20 protein-coding genes and 2 tRNA genes are annotated in these 18,672 nt (G+C 47.0%); 9 read left to right on the top strand and 13 right to left on the bottom strand.

The window, feature by feature from the left end:
- Nucleotides 1-22 precede the first annotated feature (22 nt).
- From ACHZA1_RS07650 to ACHZA1_RS07620, 7 genes are all read right to left on the bottom strand, one after another.
- Nucleotides 23-595, bottom strand: coding sequence for a SiaB family protein kinase (locus ACHZA1_RS07650; protein WP_320054646.1), 573 nt, complete (start codon nt 593-595; stop codon nt 23-25).
- A gap of 26 nt (nt 596-621) precedes the next feature.
- Nucleotides 622-2,997: a PAS domain S-box protein gene (locus tag ACHZA1_RS07645; protein WP_320054645.1), complete on the bottom strand. Its 2,376-nt coding sequence runs from the start codon at nt 2,995-2,997 to the stop codon at nt 622-624.
- Between the two features lie 227 nt (nt 2,998-3,224).
- Nucleotides 3,225-3,980 (bottom strand): GAF domain-containing protein, encoded by a 756-nt coding sequence (locus ACHZA1_RS07640; RefSeq protein ID WP_320054644.1) that lies wholly within the window; start codon nt 3,978-3,980, stop codon nt 3,225-3,227.
- Between the two features lie 7 nt (nt 3,981-3,987).
- Nucleotides 3,988-4,545: a chemotaxis protein CheB gene (locus tag ACHZA1_RS07635; RefSeq protein ID WP_320054643.1), complete on the bottom strand. Its 558-nt coding sequence runs from the start codon at nt 4,543-4,545 to the stop codon at nt 3,988-3,990.
- A gap of 3 nt (nt 4,546-4,548) precedes the next feature.
- Nucleotides 4,549-5,379 (bottom strand): CheR family methyltransferase, encoded by an 831-nt coding sequence (locus tag ACHZA1_RS07630; protein WP_320054642.1) that lies wholly within the window; start codon nt 5,377-5,379, stop codon nt 4,549-4,551.
- An 8-nt stretch (nt 5,380-5,387) separates the two neighbouring features.
- On the bottom strand, nt 5,388-5,981 hold the full coding sequence (locus ACHZA1_RS07625; protein WP_320054898.1) for a CheR family methyltransferase: 594 nt from the start codon (nt 5,979-5,981) through the stop codon (nt 5,388-5,390).
- A 434-nt stretch (nt 5,982-6,415) separates the two neighbouring features.
- Nucleotides 6,416-7,426 (bottom strand): endonuclease/exonuclease/phosphatase family protein, encoded by a 1,011-nt coding sequence (locus tag ACHZA1_RS07620; protein WP_320054641.1) that lies wholly within the window; start codon nt 7,424-7,426, stop codon nt 6,416-6,418.
- Between the two features lie 189 nt (nt 7,427-7,615).
- Between ACHZA1_RS07620 and ACHZA1_RS07615 the strand changes: the two genes are divergently transcribed.
- Nucleotides 7,616-8,299, top strand: a complete 684-nt coding sequence (locus tag ACHZA1_RS07615; protein ID WP_320054640.1) for a phosphoribosylformylglycinamidine synthase subunit PurQ — start codon at nt 7,616-7,618, stop codon at nt 8,297-8,299.
- On the opposite strand, the gene ACHZA1_RS07610 is transcribed toward ACHZA1_RS07615, so the two are convergent.
- A complete protein-coding gene (locus ACHZA1_RS07610; RefSeq protein WP_320054639.1) occupies nt 8,296-9,387 on the bottom strand; it encodes a lysylphosphatidylglycerol synthase transmembrane domain-containing protein in 1,092 nt (363 codons plus the stop codon). The two genes, ACHZA1_RS07615 and ACHZA1_RS07610, sit on opposite strands and share 4 nt — an antisense overlap.
- A gap of 64 nt (nt 9,388-9,451) precedes the next feature.
- Between ACHZA1_RS07610 and ACHZA1_RS07605 the strand changes: the two genes are divergently transcribed.
- The 3 genes from ACHZA1_RS07605 to ACHZA1_RS07595 all read left to right on the top strand — a co-directional run bounded on the left by ACHZA1_RS07605 (nt 9,452) and on the right by ACHZA1_RS07595 (nt 11,172).
- Nucleotides 9,452-10,384, top strand: a complete 933-nt coding sequence (locus tag ACHZA1_RS07605) for a DMT family transporter (protein WP_320054638.1) — start codon at nt 9,452-9,454, stop codon at nt 10,382-10,384.
- 23 nt (nt 10,385-10,407) lie between these two features.
- Complete coding sequence (locus ACHZA1_RS07600; RefSeq protein ID WP_320054637.1) at nt 10,408-11,025, top strand: nitroreductase family protein; 618 nt, start codon at nt 10,408-10,410, stop codon at nt 11,023-11,025.
- Between the two features lie 74 nt (nt 11,026-11,099).
- Nucleotides 11,100-11,172 (top strand) — tRNA-Gly (locus tag ACHZA1_RS07595).
- A 35-nt stretch (nt 11,173-11,207) separates the two neighbouring features.
- Here ACHZA1_RS07595 and ACHZA1_RS07590 read toward each other — a convergent pair.
- Both ACHZA1_RS07590 and ACHZA1_RS07585 read right to left on the bottom strand, forming a co-directional pair.
- Nucleotides 11,208-11,564 (bottom strand): hypothetical protein, encoded by a 357-nt coding sequence (locus tag ACHZA1_RS07590; protein ID WP_320054636.1) that lies wholly within the window; start codon nt 11,562-11,564, stop codon nt 11,208-11,210.
- Between the two features lie 6 nt (nt 11,565-11,570).
- Nucleotides 11,571-12,416, bottom strand: a complete 846-nt coding sequence (locus tag ACHZA1_RS07585) for a hypothetical protein (protein ID WP_320054635.1) — start codon at nt 12,414-12,416, stop codon at nt 11,571-11,573.
- Nucleotides 12,417-12,679: 263 nt separating this feature from the next.
- On the opposite strand from ACHZA1_RS07585, the gene ACHZA1_RS07580 reads away from it, so the two are divergent.
- The 3 genes from ACHZA1_RS07580 to ACHZA1_RS07570 all read left to right on the top strand — a co-directional run bounded on the left by ACHZA1_RS07580 (nt 12,680) and on the right by ACHZA1_RS07570 (nt 14,277).
- The gene (locus ACHZA1_RS07580) at nt 12,680-13,729 is read left to right on the top strand and encodes a hypothetical protein (protein WP_320054634.1); all 1,050 of its coding nucleotides are present in this window, start codon (nt 12,680-12,682) and stop codon (nt 13,727-13,729) included.
- Between the two features lie 199 nt (nt 13,730-13,928).
- Nucleotides 13,929-14,001: transfer RNA gene (locus tag ACHZA1_RS07575), tRNA-Gly, on the top strand.
- Between the two features lie 72 nt (nt 14,002-14,073).
- A complete protein-coding gene (locus ACHZA1_RS07570; protein ID WP_320054633.1) occupies nt 14,074-14,277 on the top strand; it encodes a hypothetical protein in 204 nt (67 codons plus the stop codon).
- Nucleotides 14,278-14,753: 476 nt separating this feature from the next.
- Here ACHZA1_RS07570 and ACHZA1_RS07565 read toward each other — a convergent pair whose 3' ends face one another.
- Entirely contained in the window at nt 14,754-15,287 is a 534-nt protein-coding gene (locus ACHZA1_RS07565; protein ID WP_320054632.1) for a hypothetical protein, read from the bottom strand.
- A gap of 92 nt (nt 15,288-15,379) precedes the next feature.
- Nucleotides 15,380-16,261 carry an SMP-30/gluconolactonase/LRE family protein gene (locus ACHZA1_RS07560; protein WP_320054631.1) on the bottom strand — a complete coding sequence of 294 codons (882 nt, stop codon included), beginning with the start codon at nt 16,259-16,261 and terminating at the stop codon, nt 15,380-15,382.
- Between the two features lie 146 nt (nt 16,262-16,407).
- Between ACHZA1_RS07560 and dtd the strand changes: the two genes are divergently transcribed.
- Together dtd and ACHZA1_RS07550 are read left to right on the top strand one after the other, a co-directional pair.
- Entirely contained in the window at nt 16,408-16,860 is a 453-nt protein-coding gene (gene dtd, locus ACHZA1_RS07555) for a D-aminoacyl-tRNA deacylase (RefSeq protein ID WP_320054630.1), read from the top strand.
- Nucleotides 16,860-17,183 (top strand): nucleotide pyrophosphohydrolase, encoded by a 324-nt coding sequence (locus ACHZA1_RS07550; RefSeq protein WP_320054629.1) that lies wholly within the window; start codon nt 16,860-16,862, stop codon nt 17,181-17,183. The genes dtd and ACHZA1_RS07550 overlap by 1 nt, the downstream gene beginning before the upstream one ends.
- Before the next feature lie 3 nt (nt 17,184-17,186).
- Here ACHZA1_RS07550 and ung read toward each other — a convergent pair whose 3' ends face one another.
- Entirely contained in the window at nt 17,187-17,870 is a 684-nt protein-coding gene (gene ung / locus ACHZA1_RS07545) for a uracil-DNA glycosylase (protein WP_320054628.1), read from the bottom strand.
- Nucleotides 17,871-18,672: the final 802 nt, after the last annotated feature.

Below are 18,672 nucleotides of genomic sequence, written 5' to 3'. Positions count from 1 at the left end.
GCAAAAATATGGTAAATCTTTGTTATTCTCTTGTTATGGTTGATGTTAGCACAAAAAAGTGGGTTAAGTTGTCAACAGGGAGGAGATGATACTCAAGTTTATTCCCTGTTTTGCGGGCTATATCAATAAAGCCAAGCCCTGCCCCTCCCTTTTCTGAGAGGTTACCCTTTTGCATTTGCTCTTTATGAAGCGCCTTAAGTCCATCCTTATCTAACGAGTTGATGTGATCGAGCATAGAGGTTAACTCCTTTATTTTATCGTTCTCTACGATATTACCCGTTGTAACGTTGTAGGAATTATCCCCTTTGCTAACCATGAAAAGACCTCTCGAAGCAAAAACATCATTCTCTAGGCTAGGTGCATCGGCATGTTTACTGATGTTTTGGAGGCATTCAACCATTACGTGGAATACCTTTTTTTGTACAGAGTTCGATTCCTCGTCCTTTAGCATGTTAGTTTCAGCCATTGTCGTAAAGGCTTTGGTAATCTGATGGGTTATTTCCCCTTCATATACAAGAGATATCTCATGAGCTTTCATCGACTTGTAAAAATCGTAGATGAACTCTATGTACCCCTTAATGTTTTTGTTGTCCATAGCTTGTTGTTATTACATGTGTCTAATTAAAACTCCATTCCAATTAGTAGTATATCATCAATTTGCTTGTTAGCACCTTTGTAGTCGATAAAGTCTTTGCTAAATAGCGTCTCATATTCTGTCATTGTAAGGTTTGGATTTGATGCAATATGATTCCTGATTCGTGCGGCAGAATACTTTTTATTCTCAGATCCTCCAACTTGGTCGGGTAATCCATCGGAGAAGATAAAAATCTTATCGGACGACTGGATGTTAATGGTGTGGTTCGTAAATGGCATTTCAGCCTTTTTCATTGAAGGAATTCCACCAATAGCCCTTCGTTCTCCCTTGAATTCCTGGAGTTGGTTGTCGCGAAGCAGGTACAACGGACGGTGTGCTCCTGCATATTCAAGAATATTATCTTTTAGGTTGATTTTGCATAGTGCGATATCCATACCGTCCCGAGCATCTGCATCAACCCTATCCTGTTTGAGTGTGGTGCGAACTTCGTTGTGTAGTGCATCAAGTACTTCTCCTGCGTTCATTGTTCTGTCTTTATCAACAGTATTATTAAGGATGAAGTAGCCAATAAATGAAAGAAGAGCGCCAGGTACGCCGTGTCCAGTACAGTCTACCGCAGCAACGTAGATGGTGTTATGATCTTTAACAAACATCCAAGGAAAGTCTCCACTTACCACATCGCGTGGAAGGTAAAACATGAACGAATTAGGAAGATATTTTCGGAGCAACCTGTTGTCGGGAAGTATCGAACTCTGAATGCGTTGAGCGTAGTTGATACTCTCTGTAATGTTGCGGTTCTTTTCCTGAATCTCCATTTCAATACGCTTCGATTCGGTGATATCATGCGATACGAAAAGAATGGTTTCAAGTTCGTTTTCATTGAATTCTGGAATCGCAACAATGTGCATTATTGTTTCTCCATAATTTGATATGAAAGATATTTCTTCCTCTATTTTTTGCTTGGTTTCGCTGATGGTTGCGATTGCTTTCATGAAAAACTCAACCAGTGAGTTGGGTAAGTTTGCCGAACTAACGGTCTGGTTTTGTATTTTCTTGGCATCAATATCGAAGAACGACTTTACCGTTGGGTTAACGTAGTAAATTTGCCCCATAGTGCTAAGGCGCATGATAAGGTCGATGGAGTTTTCTGAAAGAGCCTGCATCTTACTCTTCATACGCTCTTCTTTTTCGGCGCGCTTACGCTCGGTAATATCCTGCATATTGAGGATGATGCCGTTGATTGCAGGGTCAGAGATAAGGTTACGACCGGTTACCTCTAGGTATATTTTGTCACCACTCTTCTTCATAAAGGTGTACTGAATGGTGTAACTTTGCTGAGGATTATATAGCAAGTTTTGGAAGAGTTCATCAAGATGTTCTTCACCCTTTTTGGTGAGGCGCTGCTTATCCATTCCGTCAATCATCTCCTCGGGAGTAAAGCCCAAAATTGATGTTACGGATGGGCTGATATAGGAAAGCGCCAAATCCTTATTGTATATAGAGATAACCTCAGAGGCATTTTCGAGTAGCGAGTGAAGTTTCTTTTGTACATTTTCAACCTCATTGATTTGCATCTCGAGGCGGGTGTTAGTATTTTCAAGTTCCTCTTGGGTTGCCATCATCTCTTCAGCATTTTGGCGAAGTTCTTCCTCGTTTTCTCGAAGTTCTTCGGTCATTTGCTGCGATTCGAGAAGCAACCTTTCCGTGCGTTCGTTAACGCTAATGTTGAATATGGTACGGGCAATTATCTCTGCCAAATCCTTGAAAAATCGAATCGTTAGCGGTGGAATCTCCGAAATTGAAGCGAATTCCAGTATACCATAAAGTTTTTCATCAGTAATAAGAGGAATGATGATTAACTCTTGAGGTTTTTGATCGCCAAGAATCCCAGATGTTATGGTAAAATAATCATCTGGTATCTCGGTTCTATAGATAATATCCTTTTCGTAGGCGCATTGTCCGATCAGACCTTCTCCTATTCTAAATTCTTGATTAACATACTTTCTGCGGTTATATGCATAGGATGCTAAATTTACTACAACCTTGCGCTCTTCGTCATAAAAGTAGAATGAGCCTTGTACAACCTTGGAGTATTTAACAAGGCATACAAGAACCTCGTAGGCTAGTACATCGAGTTTGTTGTGGATGCGTAGGATGTTCGAAATGGCTTCTTTCCCTTCAGCAATCCATGCCTCTTCTGCTTCCTTATTAGTGTTTTTAAGAAGGTTGTCACGCATTAATATGAGCGACTTTGCAAGTACATCATTATTGTTGCTGTCGATGTCGATGGTGAAGTTTCCTTCTCCAATCTGCTTAGCAAAAATGGCATTTCGATTAATTGTATCCTTTTTCTCCGTTAATTCATTCTCTAGTTCTGAGATTTTTTCTTTGTGCTCTTTCAAAAATAGAATGATGACGGCTGCAAAAATGAAAGGTATAAGGTCCAGTAACCATAAAATTGGTATGTCGCTGTGTACATCCTCGATAGATGCAAATGTTGCGGGATAGCCCTTACTGGTAATTGCGAGCATCCATGCAACTAAAGGGAAAAACATTAACGCTGTTGTGTAGGTTACAAAGCGCTTTTTGTTTTTGGTCAGGGTTAGTATCTTTGAATTTTCCTCCATTGCTATACAAGTTGTTTAAGGGAAACCTTTTCTCCAATAACATCACAAAAGATTCCGATAATCTCGATTTTTTTGTTTGATGGCTTTGCTAAAAAGGCAAGTTCGAGCAATGCAACCGTCTTACTGTTGTGGACTATTGGATAGATAGAGAGGGCGCGGGGACTTGATTTGCCTAGACCTGACACGACTGTCACATAATTTTCTGGAATCGATTCAAGTAGTAATGGTTGTTGATCTTTTGCTGCTTGGCCGTTTATCCCTTCGCCGATTTTGAAACCTTCGGGTTCTCGTTCGGAATAGTAGGCGTATTTGGATGTTGGTTTAAAGTACCCCTTGTTTTGATTATCGGCTATATAAAGAAGCCCATGGGCAAATGATACTTCTTTGGCAAGTTTTATGAGGATCTCTTCCGCTGCCGCTTCTATCCCATCTTCTAAGTTTAGGGTTTGGGCTATTTTTTGAGCAACCTCTTTTGTTGAAGCAATATTTGATTCTTCTTTATTGACTGTTTCGGACTGCTTTGTATTAATGTTAAGAGAATTACTAAGGGTGTCAACTCTTTCTATGAGTTTTCTGATCTGATCTTTTTGAAACTGTAATAGTGCAAAAAGAATGGTGCCGGATAGAAGCGACAATGCCAAACATATGTAGCCATACCAAGGGGTTGTGCCCTCGAGCATGGAGTTTTGGATGAAGGCAAAAGCCGCGAATCCAAACAGCAACAATCCAGCCACAAGTATATTTGCCGCAATTTTCATATTATGTCTATTTATACTTCAGCAAAAGCTGAATTATTTGGTTTGTATTAAGCACCATATCCGCTTTAGTAAGTTTAAGTGACGCTTCCGTCATTGTACTTACCTGGCATTCTTTGGGGTCTTGAACTACACAGGTTCCTCCAAAATCTTTTATACGCTTAAGCCCATAAGCTCCATCTTTGTTTGCTCCCGACAGAATTATGCCTAAAAGCCTATTTCTATAGGTTTGAGCTGCGCTGATAAAAGACAGGTCTATTGAAGGACGCGAATGATTAACCGGTTCTTCGGTCGATAACGCAAACCTATTCCCAAGGTCGATGTACATATGATAGTTGGCAGGTGCTAGGTATGCTCTACCTGGCTTTATTGACTCTTTATCTTCGGGTTCGATGATGGGAATCCCCGATTTTATGGAGAGTGCCTCTACAAATCCCGATCGTACATGCTTTAGCCTATGCAGGCAAAGAATAATGGGTAGGGGATAGTTGGCAGGTAATGCATGAAGAATCTTCGTGATCACCTGAAAACTTCCGGCAGAGCCACCAATTATTATTGCTTTATACATAGACTATCCTATTTTTCGTTTGTAAACCTTCTCAGAACTGTTCACATTTATGAAACTGGTTCCACATGCGAGATGCTCAAGATTCTCTTTTATCCCAATAGCTAAAAAACCACCAGTATTTAGACTGTCGCGCAAGTTGCCTATAACCCTCTCTTCTTGACTAATATTCATGTATATAAGTTGGTTTCGAAAGAGTATGAGGTTACACCCTGGAACCGAGCTATCAAAATTAGCATTTTGTTCAACAAATACCACATTTCGAATCAACTCTGGTTTAATTTGAAGAGATCCGTCTGATGACGGTGTAAAGTAGTTGGAAAAGATAATTTTACCTTGGAAGCGCTGGTAGTTTGCTTCGTTAGTTTCCATCTTTTTTTGGTCAACTTTACCTGCTTTTACATTTCTGGTGATGAGTTCTGAGTATGTAGAGGCGAATATCTTTGCTCGTCCCAGAAGGTCGGCTTCTTTTAGGGTTATAATGAGCGAGAAGAGATCTTCTCCGCTATCCCACGTTGGTATCCATATTTTTATTGGCGAAATGCTTTTGGATAGTTCTGGTAGAATGGTTTCCTTTAAGTATCTCCATAGTGACGGGTCGCGGAACATCTCTGTCGTTGATGGAACAAAATCTGCGAGAAACTGATTAAAGTAGGATTTGTCCTGCTCTAACTTACGCATTAGTGAGTCGGTATCTCGAATTCCTTGAAGCGTGAGTACGTGCTCTAGCCTTCGCTTCAAGTAGGTTATCGAGTATTCGCGAAAGTCGTACCCCTGCTTGTCAAGGATTAACTTGAAAACGTTGCGTGTTTCTACTATGCCTATTTCTGCTGCCATATGTTTACTTATTTCTTTGTATAGAAAGATGCATTCTTTTCGAACCGAGGAGCCCAAGGTCCAAGAATCGCTTCATGTGCACCGAGAATTAGGCATCCCTTAGGGTAGAGGTTCTGGTGGAACAGATTGAAAACGTTGTTTTGTAACTTATTATTGAAGTAAATAATTACATTCCTACAAAAAATGATGTCGAACTTGGCGTATACAAATGTTCCATCTTTTACCAAGTCGTGCTTTCGAAAAAAAGGAATTTCGGTGTACTCTTTTTTTATAGAAAGGAGATCTTTAACCTTGTCTACTTCGAAATACTTTTCGTAGGGAACTTCGTAAACTTCGTCGTAGTTAAAGGGGTTATGCTTCATAACCTGATCGTAGTTGTCGAGGTAGCCTATGTTGAACCGGTACTTATACTGCCCCTTGCGAGCAACATCGAGCACATCATTGTTGATATCGGTAGCAACAATTTTAGCCTTCTCGAGCAGCCCCATTTCGTTTAGCAGTATTATCATTGAGTAAACTTCTTGCCCTGTAGAGCATCCGGCATGCCAGATGTTTATTGTTTTGTTTGCTTTAAAACGGGGAAGTATACGGTGTCTCAACATCTGCCACATTTGTGGGTCGCGAAAAAGTTCAGTGGTATTTACGGTGATATCCTTTAGAATTTTTTCGGCGAAAGCCTTGTCTTGCTTAATGTTATTAGTAAAGATACTAAAAGAGAGCCTGGAGTCGTCCAAAACCTTTTGCAATCTTCTCTTCAACGATTTGTCGGAGTAATCGCTAAGGTCGTATCCCCCATTATCCCTTAATGTCCTTATAAAACACGCTAAGTCTTCGTCTGATACATTCATAACATCGTCCTATTCCAAACAGCCATTAGGGCAATTATCCCCATTTTTTATCCGAGTTAAAAGTAGCTATTAGTTTTTTAAATCAAACTAGGTAGCTGTAATTTAAGAGTATTGTTAGCTTAAGGTAAGCTTTTCTTTACATGTCTCTTTAAGGTCGGTAATGGATGCTTTTGATTCAAAAAAAGTGGTTACTTGAGTACAAATGTTGCCCTCACCGGTTGATGGTCGGAATTGGCGAAACCCTTGTGTAGTACTCGTACGTTAAGGGTTTCGATATTGGGCGAAAGTAAGAAGAAATCTATTGTCGTTGTCATGGTTTTTCCTTCGTGGTAGGGCTCGTTCAGGAACCTGTTCGAGTCGGTGCTCTTGTCCCATGCCAAATGCCATCCTTTGGGAAGGTAATTGCTGGGAACTTGACTAGGCTTGAAATGTTTTAAAGCTTCTGGGTCTATGCTTTTTTGCTGATATCCCGATGGGTTTTGATTCCAATCGCCTCCAACAATTACCCAGTTTCCTTTTTTGTATTCATTAAGAACAAAGCTACGAAGTACGTCAAGTTCTAGCTTGCGGAGATTGCCGTTGTCGTAGGCTGAGTTGTGGGTGTTTACAAGAACAAGCTCTCGCCCTGATTTTGTTACGAACCTACTCTCCATAAAGCACCTCTTAGGCATAAATAGGCCTTCGGGCCAAGGATGCTTATCGGGGTAGCTGTGCCTTGCTACTTGCTTAGGGCTTGATTGCGTTAACGTAAGTAAGCCCGCATTGACTTTCCCAAGAGGGTTTGATATTGGCATAGGAATAAGATCTATGCCATAGTTTGCAGCAAAGTAGTGCTGAAATGCAGGTAGTTTTGTCCCTAGTGCTTCTATTTGGTTGATTCCGTAGCTGCGTTTTGAGTCGGTATCTACTTCCTGAAGCAGCATGAAGTCTGCACTGCTATTTTCGGTAAGCGTGTTGGCAATCCCTTTTATGTTGTCGAGAGTGATTTCTTTGCTGGTGCGCATCCTTGTACCCCCATCGTAGAAGAAGTCCATGTCTTTTCCTAACCCGCAGTAGCCAACATTCCAAGTAAGGATGGTGATTGTATCCTTGTTGAAGCTGCTGTTTGCGCTGTTGTGAAAAATGGTTTCTTTAGGTTGAAAGTTGGGCAGAGTTTTCTCCGTATAGTATAGAAAAGATCCGGCTAGTAGCAATATCACTACTAAAAAAAATAGTATGTACTTGAAAACCTTCATAAAACCAGCTGTACTTGTAGTATAATTCCCTTTGTGCTAAATAAAGACATTTTTGGCAGTAAAATCAAAGATTGAAAAGCTAAAAAACTGGAGACTGTGAAAATAAACTAATATATTTGAGGAAATGCTGCTTAAACTGCTTAAACCAACTGAATGAGAATAGGTGTTATTGACATTCTAGGAATGGATGCAAGTCTTGTTAATGTATTGACGGATCATTTCCATAATACCGCTGAACTTATTAATGCCGATGCTACGATTAATCGGGAATATGACCTGATTGTTGTTCCGCCAAGTACTCTTTACTGCGATAACGAAGAGCTGAGACGACGGGTTGCTCAAAGCAAGCTATACGATAATCTCTTGGAATATTCCGCAAGTAAAGGTTTTATTGTTGGCATCCAAAGTGGATTTCAGATTCTTTGTGCGGCAGGGCTTCTCGATGGTGGCTTTGTTCGCACCTCCCGAACTACGCTGGTGAATGGTATGGTAAATATGACCTCAGAACTTAAGCGATCTCCATTAACCTACCTGATCGACTTTGACAAGCCGCTTCGCCTATATCTCTCGCATGCGCTCGGGCACTACCGTCTTAGCGAGGATACGGTTCACAGGCTTCAGATGAAGGGACAAATACTCATGCGCTACTGCGATGAGCGAGGCTACATGTCAAAGGAGAGCAACCCCGATGGGGCAATTGGTAACATAGCGGCTATTTGTAATGCCCAACGAAATGTTTTTGGGATTACTCCAAATCCGGCAGTTAAGAACTTCTTTCAGCATCGCCTTGATGGGTTTGAGCTGATGGATGCCTTCTTTAAAATGATTACCCGCTAGATGTGGTGGCTATGATGGTGAGGTATTTTCCTGAAGTGGAACTTGTGCTTTAGCCATCGTGGCAGGATTAGCGCTCCGATTACGAGGTAGGGGTAGTAGCTGATCAACCTCCAAATAAAGGCAAATGCAATTGAAAGCCCTTTTTGTAAATCGGAAGCAACAGGTATTAGATCGCCTAAGAATACGGTAAATAGGTATTCGGCAAAACCGCTACCGCCCGGCGTTGGGCTTATCAGCATCATCACCCACATAATCATTTGGCGCGAAAAGATGAGCAGCTGGTCGTGCATGGCAAAGAATGCAAGCAGTAGGGCGTTTACCACTAGGTAGCGCGATGTCCACGAAAAGCAGGTGGCGCCAAAGGTTTTAATCCAAAACGATGCAGGACGAGAGCGTAGGTTCTTGCTCGACATCATAATTTCCCCTGCAATAAGGGTCATGTTGTATCTCCACTTGCGCAGGTATCGGATGCTGAATATGTTTACGATGAGCCATTTTAGCCCTTTAGGGTTGTAGAAGAGTCCGTAGGAGAGTAGGATGGTGTAGGCAAGTTTTACAAGGTACCCAACTAGGGCTATGGTGTAGAGCCCAGTTTCCAGATGCTCGTAGCCTTGCATATTAAAGAGGTTTGCCTTGCCGAAAAAGAGGAAGGCGAGGGGGATGGCTACAATAAAGTAGATCTCGTCGAGGAAGGAGGTGGCCATTACAATGGCGCTGCTTTTGCCTATGGAGATGCCCTCCTTGTGGACAAAGAGGAGGGCAACGCTGGTGCCACCAACTGCCGATGGCGTTACCGCCGACGTGAATTCCCAAAGCATTATAATCCGAAACGCTTGCCTCCAGCTTAGATGGTTGTCGGCTAGCAGGCGTATGCGAATCATGTATCCAAGATCTCTTCCGGCCATCAGGAGTGCTGCTACAATCAGCCAAAAGACGGTGCTTGTGGTAAAGTTTATGGCGCTGAAGGCTTTTGGATTAAACTCGGTGTAGACCATATAGCCGATTACGCCAAATCCAATTATGATGGGGTAAATTATATTCGAAGTCTTAACTTTGCCAACTGCATTTTTTTTAATCTCTTGGCTCATCTCTCGAATGGATTTTCTCAAAAGTAGGTAAAAGGGGAGGATGGTGGGCTTTCTAACCTATGAAATGATGTTAATAAGCGGAAGGTCGGTAAAGTTTTGGGCGGTTGCTGCTATTGTTGGGGCTAATTTTATCTGGGGTATCAACTATGTGGTGTCGAAAATGGTGGTGAAGGTGTACATTGATCCGGTGCCGCTGACCATGTATCGCATTCTTGTTGCGGCTGTGCTCATGTGGCTGGTGTCGATCTTCTACCCTTCGGAGAAGGTGGAAAGGCGCGATCTGCTTCGGCTTTTCCTGGCAGCGCTCTTTGGCGTAACCCTTAACCAGTCGCTGTTCATCAACGGTATTGCCAAGACAACGCCCATTGATGCGGCCATCATCGTAACCCTTGGCCCGATACTGGTGCTTTTGCTCTCGTCGCTTCTGCTGCACGATAAGATTACCGCATCGAAGGTGGTGGGGATTGCCATTGGCGGCTTCGGGGCCATCTCGCTGGTTACGTATAGCGGAGCGGTGAGCTTCGGGACGGGGCATCTGCTGGGAAATATCATGATCCTCTGCAGCGCCATCTCCTACGCGCTCTACCTGGTTACCGTAAAGCCGCTGATGTCGAAGTACACCTCGCTTACGGTTATCAAGTGGGTGTTTCTCTTTGGCATGCTGCAGATGCTGCCCATCGGCCTTAAGCCGATGCTCGAGTATGATCTGCTGGGCCAGCCAGCGCACGCCATCATCAATATAGCCTTTATTGTTGTGGGGGCAACCTTTGTGGCCTACCTGTTCATCTCCTATGCCCTTACGCATGTTAAGGCCACCACGGTGAGCATCTTTTCCTATACCCAGCCCGTTGTTGCGGCCATCTTCGCCCTGCTTCTAGGGGTCGATTCGCTGAGCTGGGTGAAGGTGATGTCGATGCTTCTCGTCTGTCTTGGGGTGTACATCGCCAGCCGTCCTACCGTGCCCATTCCTATTGCGTTCTTTGCCAAGAAGTCATAACTTGACCGGAAAAAACGCACGCTATGGATTTTATTGATGTTGCTCAGAAGCGGACGAGCGTTCGCTCTTTTTCGGAGGAAGGGGTCAGCAAGGAGGCCCTTCGTGAGATATGCCGCATAGGCGGGCTTGCCCCAAGTGTCAATAACTTTCAGCCTTGGAGGTTTGTGGCCATGGCCAACAAGGATAAGATGTCGGAGTTGGCCGCAGTTGTGGCCCAAAAGATAGAGGAGCTACCCGAGAAGAGCTGCGAGCTGGGCGAGCAGATCAAGAAGCAGGTGGAGTACTTCTCCATCTTCTTCGAGAAGGCGCCCGCCGTTATCTTCGTCTTTGTGTCGCCCTACGAGTCGGTGCTCGAGCGCGGCGTTACCCTTACGCACGACGAGGTAAACCGCATGCGCGCCTACCCCGACATGCAAAGCGTGGGCGCCTGCATGCAGAATATGCTTCTTGCCGCCGTAAACATGGGGCTGGGGGCCTGCTGGATGACCTCGCCGCTAATTGCCAAGCACGAAATCGCAAAAATGCTGAACGTCGACTCGGAATACGAACTGGCTGCAATGATGGTGGTTGGCCACGCCAGCCACGATTTTCCGCCAAAGCCTAAAAAGGAAATTGACACTATTTTTGAATTCGTTTCCTGATGGAGTTTGCAGATACCGATTTTATAGCTACTTTTGCATCGTCTTAGAAAAACAACGGCACTCTAAGATAATACGCGGAAATAGCTCAGTTGGTAGAGCACAACCTTGCCAAGGTTGGGGTCGCGAGTTCGAGTCTCGTTTTCCGCTCTAAGGATCACCAAACGGTGGTCCTTTTTTTGTTGCTACCATTTTCCTTTCGCTTGCCCTGCCAGAGCCGCTGCTTGTTCTGCCTTTCTGGGCTTCGCTGCTGATTTTGCTTCTGCCGCTACTTCTGCCTTATTTGCCTCTACGGATATAGCTTTTGCATCTGCAGATTTCGTTTCCGCCATCACAGATCTGGCTTCTACCATTACCGAAACAACTTCCGCCATTACAGATTTAGCATCTGCCGTTGCTGAAATAGCTTCTGCCATTACAGATTTTGCTTCCGCCATCACCGAAATGGTTTCTGCCATTACAGACTTGACTTCTACTATTGCCGAAATGGCTTCGGCCATTGCTGATTTCGTTTCTGCCACAGCTGAAATGGTTTCGGCCATGGCAGATTATGCTTCGTCCACAGCAGATTTTGTTTCGGCCATTGCAGAAGTGGTTTCCGCCACTGTGGAGGCGGTGTCGACCGCTGATGTGGGGGGGTGGGGGGCGCTACTGCCGTTAGCCACCTGGTTGGGGGTGTCGGCGGGGGCTTTCTTCTTCTTGGAGGGGCGCACGTACCCGTAAGATCGTAGCGTTTTGGTGAAGCAGAAGCGCTCGACGAGCCTCTTGTCGTCCGTGAAGCAGGCCGCTACCAGCTTGCACACCGTGCTCACCTCGTCGTAGATGGCGTTGAACTCGGCGATGTTTTCGGCGGTTAGGCTTTTGCGGTTTACCTTCAGCGACTCCTGGCGGCCGTTGGCCTCGATGAGCCGGTGGGCCTGCAGCAGCAGCGTGTCGATGGTGGCGGGGTTAGCGCCTACCGCAACCAGCTCGGCCTTTACCGCTGGGGTAAGGTTGGCCCGTAGCGTGGCCAGCAGCTGGACGTACTGGCTCTGGCTGATGTACTTTTTGGGCAGCTTGTCGTAGCCGAGCTCGGTGAGGAGGACGCTCCTGCGGGTGGGGTTGCTGCGGAAGTTCACCTCGATCTCGGCCTTCAGCTCCATGATGCCGCGGTGCGCGATGGTGATGATGCCATTAACCACCTCGGTGGCCTCCATGATGCTTGGAAGGTTGTCTAAACCGATTCTGGTGCGGGAGGTTTGGGTGATTCTTTCCTTTAGGTTTTGGAAGAAGGGAGCCTTCCACTGCGGGCGGCGGGCGCTTAGCTGCTGCTCGTACGTAATTCCAAACTCGGCAATCTGGCCGGAGGCTAGCAGCATCTGCATGTCGGTGCCCCTGTACTTGCGCTTTGTCATAGGTAAGCAGTTGGGTTAGTTCATTTTTATGCTTCTGAAAGTATAAAAAAGATGGGTTGGTTGGTGCGCCGCTGGTGGGAAATATTTTTTTCGCTAGCCGGCTGCGGATGGCCTTGCTTGTTTCCCGAATGGGCGCAGGCCTGCGCTTCGCTTTTTTGCTACTTTTGATTGTGGGTTGTAGGCCGCTGCTTGGTAAGGGCGAAGCGGAAGTTGGCTACAGTGAGCAAGGGCGGATGGTTTGATGTAATATTTAAGCAGGAGTTATGAGAACAGTAAAGCGTATTTCGGGAGAAGTATTAGGATGGTTGGATACCTCTTTTATTGTAAGGGATGTGGTGCAGAAGCATAACGACGGCTATCTGGAGTTGTACTCCCAAGATTTAGATTTACTGCACAGAAGAGATGAGCTAAGAAGGTACTTTACTACCGAAATTAACAAAGACCTATTCTTTTACCAGGATGGAGACTTTGGTAACATATACATCTTTAATGGAAACGACCTACAGGACTATGGGGTTATTGAAGGGCCATATCAAGTTTCAAGAAATATGAGGTACGAGCAAAACCTTATCATCTTTAATGAAAATGATGAGGAACGGTACTACTATTTGGACCAAAATACAATGAACGTTGTCCCCACTGGCTTTAGTTGGATTAATGAGTTTAACTACACCCACAACGGTTATGGGATACGGTACTACAACAGCTGCATTTACTGCTACAGCTTGGAAACAAAGGAGCTGGTGTGGAAGATAAGCACCCCCGAAATGCAGTACGATCGTGGAGGTAGGCACATGGCTTCTGCAACACCAGATAATGATGTTCCGTATGGCTGCTACTTTTATGAAGATTTGCTTATTGCTGTTTTCAAATCCCACTCCGCAGGTATAGATTTAAAAAGCGGACGGATAGTCTGGGAGAACAATTTGGGTTCGTTCATTTCCTCCGATTTTTTGGATAATGGCATTCTGTACGTGAACCGTTTTGGACTTTTCTACCAGCTCGATGCCAGCACTGGCCTGCTGCTGAACGAAAGTGACCTCTATGCGGATGGCAATATTTTACACTACGATATTACAACAGATATGGTGTATAATGAAGAGCATATCTACTTCTGCATGACCCGTAAAAAGACCTTGGTTACGCTCCGTAAGGATACCTTCGATCTGGTGTCGGAGGAGAAAATACCCGACACAGGCGATGGGCTGCTTTACGCCAACGCCACAACATACCTCCGCGGTAATAAGCTGTTCCTTACGCTAGGCAAGGAGCCTCTTACCTCAATTTATGAAACGTTGGTGTACGAGGTGTAGGTTTTTTATCGTGATCGTATGCTCCGCCTACGCTTTAGCGCTTGCGGCCTTCTGCCGCACAGAATACGGCCAGCGGCCGTGACAACTCAAGCGTTGCTGAGCCGCAACGCTTAGCGGCGGTCGCTTATTTTTCTGCGAAGAAAAATCGTATTCCACTAGCCACCGATTCAAAAATATTCCTACATTTGCGCAACACCATGCGAAAGTAGCTCAGTCGGTAGAGCATCAGCTTCCCAAGCTGAGGGTCGCGGGTTCGAGCCCCGTTTTTCGCTCTTAAGAAGTTAGCCACTTGTACGTTCACAAGACGTATGAGTGGCTTTTGTTTTTTACTATGGTTAAACGTCATGGGAGATGTAAAGATGAACACGCTGAATGTTGACTTTGGAAGTGATCTGAAGATGACTTTCCATCTTACCGATTGGGAGATGAACCGGCTTAGCGAGCTTCAAAACCAGGGGGTGCCGCTGCAGCAAGCCCTAGGGCAGGTTAAGAACGAGCTGCGATCGCTTGGGCTTGAGCGCCATGTTAAGCACCCGCACCGCCGGTAAACTTCGGCATACTATAACGGCAAACCCCACTTGAGGATTCTCAGGTGGGGTTTGCCGTTTTTAGCCTCGACTTGGCTCGGCTGTCAGGGCATTATCGTTAGGACTAATAATTAGAGGCGGCAAACTTCAATTTTCATTTCTTTTCAGGGATGAAAAGAAACGAAACAAAGAAAAATCCTGCACGAAATAACTCGTTCGGTCGCTGCTTAGCACCATCTCTATATTGTTTGTTCCTGATTGTTGGTGGTTTTTCGGCTAATTAATGTTGTAGATGCTCCGCTCACTCGGACAGATTTCGTGCTAGTCTGGTATGGCTTCGCCATGGCGTTTACGGAATAACCTTGCGACACTTTTCACCAATCCATGCCGACTATTCGTTGAACATCGATCTTACGCTCTAATTTTATTCTTCATATAGAGACCTGACGGTTATGGCTGCTGAGCTTTGATTAAGCGTTGTGGAACCGTTACTCCTCTTACTTTTGGTTCTGCGAGAGCTGCTGGGTGAGCCGTTTTGCCCAGCCCTTCATGCCTACCGATGGCGGTTCGGCTAGGATATCCTCCAGGATTGCCAAGAATTCGGGGGTGAGCTCGGGGTATCTATCGTAGTACTTGGCCACCATGCTCATGGCGTACATCCTTACTCCTACAGGGATGCTGTTGGAGGTTACCGTACCGAAGCAGTCGTCGAGCAGCGTGCCCGAGGGCTCGTCGGGGAGGGGGTGAAGGATCAGAATCTTTAGCAGCTCGCGCTTGATGCTAAGGTTTTTGGTGGTGGTAACGATGTCGGCGATCTCTGCGAGGTAGGGGGTAAGCAGCTGGCGGTTCCTCTCGTTGATGTGCGCCAGCGCCCAGGCGGCCCGCCATGCGTTGGGGATGGTGGAGTTGGCGAGTACCCACAGCTCGTCGATCCTCTCGGGGTGCTGGCACACCACCTCGGTGATGGCCTGCAGCTCCACCTTGTTGCAGGTGCGGCATAGCACCTCCTCGAATGATAGGTTGTTAGGCATACGCTACGGTTGGGTGGTAAGGTAGATTCTCGCTCAAATCCATTGTCTGCTATCTAATTTCTATAATCTAAAGTCTACTATCTTATCTCCATTTAGTACTCCCTTCCGGCAACCTCGTTGCGGAATACCTCCACACAGCCCCTATCCTGTAGGGTGATGTAGCAGATTTTTCCATCCTTGCCGCCAAAGGCGATGTTGGAGGGCAACTTGCCCTTCATGGTAACCTCGCGGAGCAGCTCGCCTTTGGGCGAAAGGATTACAACGGTTCCCTTACCGTGGCGCGTTACGTAGAGGTTGCCCTTCTTGTCGCAGCGCATGCCGTCCATGCCAAAGTCGGCGAAGGTGTAGAAGAGCGTTTTGTTGCTGATGTTGCCCTGCTTGTCGAGGTCGTAGCGCCAGATGCGGCGTTGGATGGACTCGTTGACGTAGAGGTGGCGGTTGTTGGGGCTTACCTCTACGCCGTTGGTGGTGCCCATGTTGGCCTCAAGAAGCGTAACCTCGCCTTTGGGCGAAATGCGCCAGAGGTTGCCCGTGTTATCCTTCCAGTTGGGGTCGCTGGCAAAGAGGATGCCGCTGGTGGTGATGGCCACATCGTTGGGCTGGTTCATCTTTGGCTCGTGGGCAAATACCTTCACCTCCTTGCTCCCCTTTTGTATAACGAGGATGTTGTGCCCGGTGTAGTCGGCAATAAGCATATCGCCCTTGCGGTTGAAGCGGATGCCGTTGCCGGTGCTCCCCTCGGGGAGATTAACGAAGAGCGATGGGGTGCCCTGCTTGTCGATTTGGCCGATGGTGCCCTTTCGCTCGAAGTTTACGAGGTAGAGAATGCCGTCGGGCCCTTGGGCTGGGCCTTCGATGCTTTTCGAGAAAACCATCTCGGCGGTTAAATCTTTTGGATGGTAAAGGCTGTCGCCTTTTTGTGCCATTACCGTTGATGCGGTTAGCAGCGCTGCTAGCAGAAGTATCTTTTGCATGGTAGAGGTTGTTTTAGCGGCATCAAATATAGCACGATGCCGCTGGCTTTGCTGCTTTTACCCGATGTTTTGCCCAAATTGACCTTTGTGCGCATCCTTTGCCATCAATTTTATACTTTTAGGGGCATTATAAAAATGAATGATAGATGAGAGCAGTAGTTCAGCGGGTGGCAAAGGCTTCGGTTTCTATCGATGGCGAGGTAAAGTCTTCGATAGGCGGGGGACTGCTTGTCCTTGTAGGGATAGAGGATGCCGATACCTCGGAGGATGTTGAGTGGCTTAGCGGAAAGATCGTTCGGATGCGCATCTTTGAGGATGAGCAAGGGGTGATGAACCGTTCGGTTGTAGAGGCTGAGGGCGACATCATCGTTGTTAGCCAGTTTACGCTACACGCCTCCACCAAGAAGGGGAATCGGCCATCGTACATCAAGGCATCTAAGCCCGATTTCGCCATACCGATGTACAACCAGCTTGTAGCCCAGGTGGAGCGCGATCTGGGTAAGCCTGTGGGTACGGGAATCTTTGGCGCCGATATGCAGGTGGAGCTGCTCAACGATGGTCCTGTTACCATCATCATCGATACTAAAAACCGGGAGTAATGACTATAGAGGAGGCTCAAGCCCGCGTGGATGCGTGGATTAAGGAGTACGGCGTGCGCTACTTTAACGAGATGACCAACCTTGCCGTTCTGATGGAGGAGGTGGGCGAGGTGGCGCGCATCATGGCTCGGCGCTACGGCGAGCAGTCGGAGAAGGAGAGCGACAAGGGCAAGCGGCTAGACGACGAGCTGGCCGATGTGCTGTTTGTGCTGATGTGCATTGCCAACCAAACCGGCATCGACCTTACCCAGGCCCTCGAAAAGAATCTGGAGAAGAAAACGCTGCGCGATGCCAACCGGCATAAGCAGAACCCTAAGCTGTAGCCGCTACTGCAGCTGCCAGCTGATGGGCTCCTTGCCCTGCGCCTTCAGCAGCTCGTTGGTCTTCGAGAAGTGCTTGCATCCCAGGAAACCCCGCGAGGCCGATAGCGGCGAGGGGTGCACCGACTTTAGGATATGGTGCTTCGACGTGTCGATGATCGAGCCCTTGGCCTGCGCGTAGTTGCCCCAGAGCAGGAATACTACCCCCGAAAGGTTGTCGGAAACGGCTTTTATGGCCGCGTCGGTAAAGGTTTCCCAGCCCTTCTTCTGGTGCGAGCCGGCGGTATGCGCCCTCACAGTCAGGGTTGCATTGAGCAGGAGCACGCCCTGCTTGGCCCACGAGGTAAGGTTGCCGTGTTGCGGGCGTGGGATTCCCAAATCGGCATTTTGCTCCTTAAAGATGTTTACCAGCGATGGGGGCGGCTGTACGCCCTCGGGCACCGAGAAGCATAGCCCGTGCGCCTGGCCGGGGCCGTGGTAGGGGTCCTGCCCTAGGATTACCACCTTCACCTGGTCGAGCGGGGTGGCGTTAAAGGCGTTGAAGATAAGCGGCCCTGGAGGGTAAACCACGTGGTGCTTCTTCTCCTCCACCAAAAATGCTTTCAGCGACTTAAAGTACTCCTTCTCGAACTCCTCGTTGAGCACCTTGTACCAGCTTTCGTGTATGTCGGGCTTCTTGCTTGCTTCCATCTTGCTTGGCAGTTTGCGCAAAGTAAGCCTAAAATGGGCTTACCGCCAAATGGCGGGGTTTCCTTTTCAGGGGATTCGCTTTGGATTTAACCAACGCCTCCTTCTTCCTTCTTCTACCTCCATCTGGTTGCCATGCTAGCACCCGTTCCGCCCCGATTTTGTCGACCCAAGCCGAGGGGCTTTGCTACTGCAATGCCGCTAATCCTATGCCCAACGGTGGACCATCGCTTAGCAGTATGATTTCAAATTAGCCCATGGGTGGACCATCACTTTTCCGAATTGTAAAGGCATTGTCCGACCATGGCCCATCATAGCGCAAAGCTGCCAAAGCAAGGGCCACGCATGGGCAATGATAAAACAAAGCTGAACAGCCCAAGTCCAACGGTGGATCATCGCTTAGCAGAAAGGATATGGATAGGTCCAATGGTGGACCATCACTTTTCCGAATTGCACAAGCATTGTCCGACCATGGGCCATCATTGCGCATAGCTGCCAAAGAAAGAGCCACGCATGGGCAATGATGTAACAAAGTTGAACTGCCAAAGCCCAACGATGGACTATCACTTAGCAGAATTGGAACAGAAAGGTCCATGGGTGGACCATCATGCAGACAACTCGCGCTGCATTGGTCCCGGTGTGGCCTACCCGCTAGGGGATGGGTGGAGGGGCGGTTCGCCTACGCCGTGGCGTGGTGCGCTCGTGCTGGGGGAAGGGGATTGGGCTGCGAGGCGCCGCCTTGCCTAAATGGCAGCCCGGGAGCGCGGCATGTTTTTTGATTGTATAACGCTCTCGAATAACGAAT

Source organism: uncultured Acetobacteroides sp. (genome assembly GCF_963667355.2).
Lineage (GTDB): Bacteria > Bacteroidota > Bacteroidia > Bacteroidales > ZOR0009 > Acetobacteroides.
Note: the sequence above shows the minus strand (reverse complement) of the source record. Positions and strands in the feature narration are given on the sequence as shown.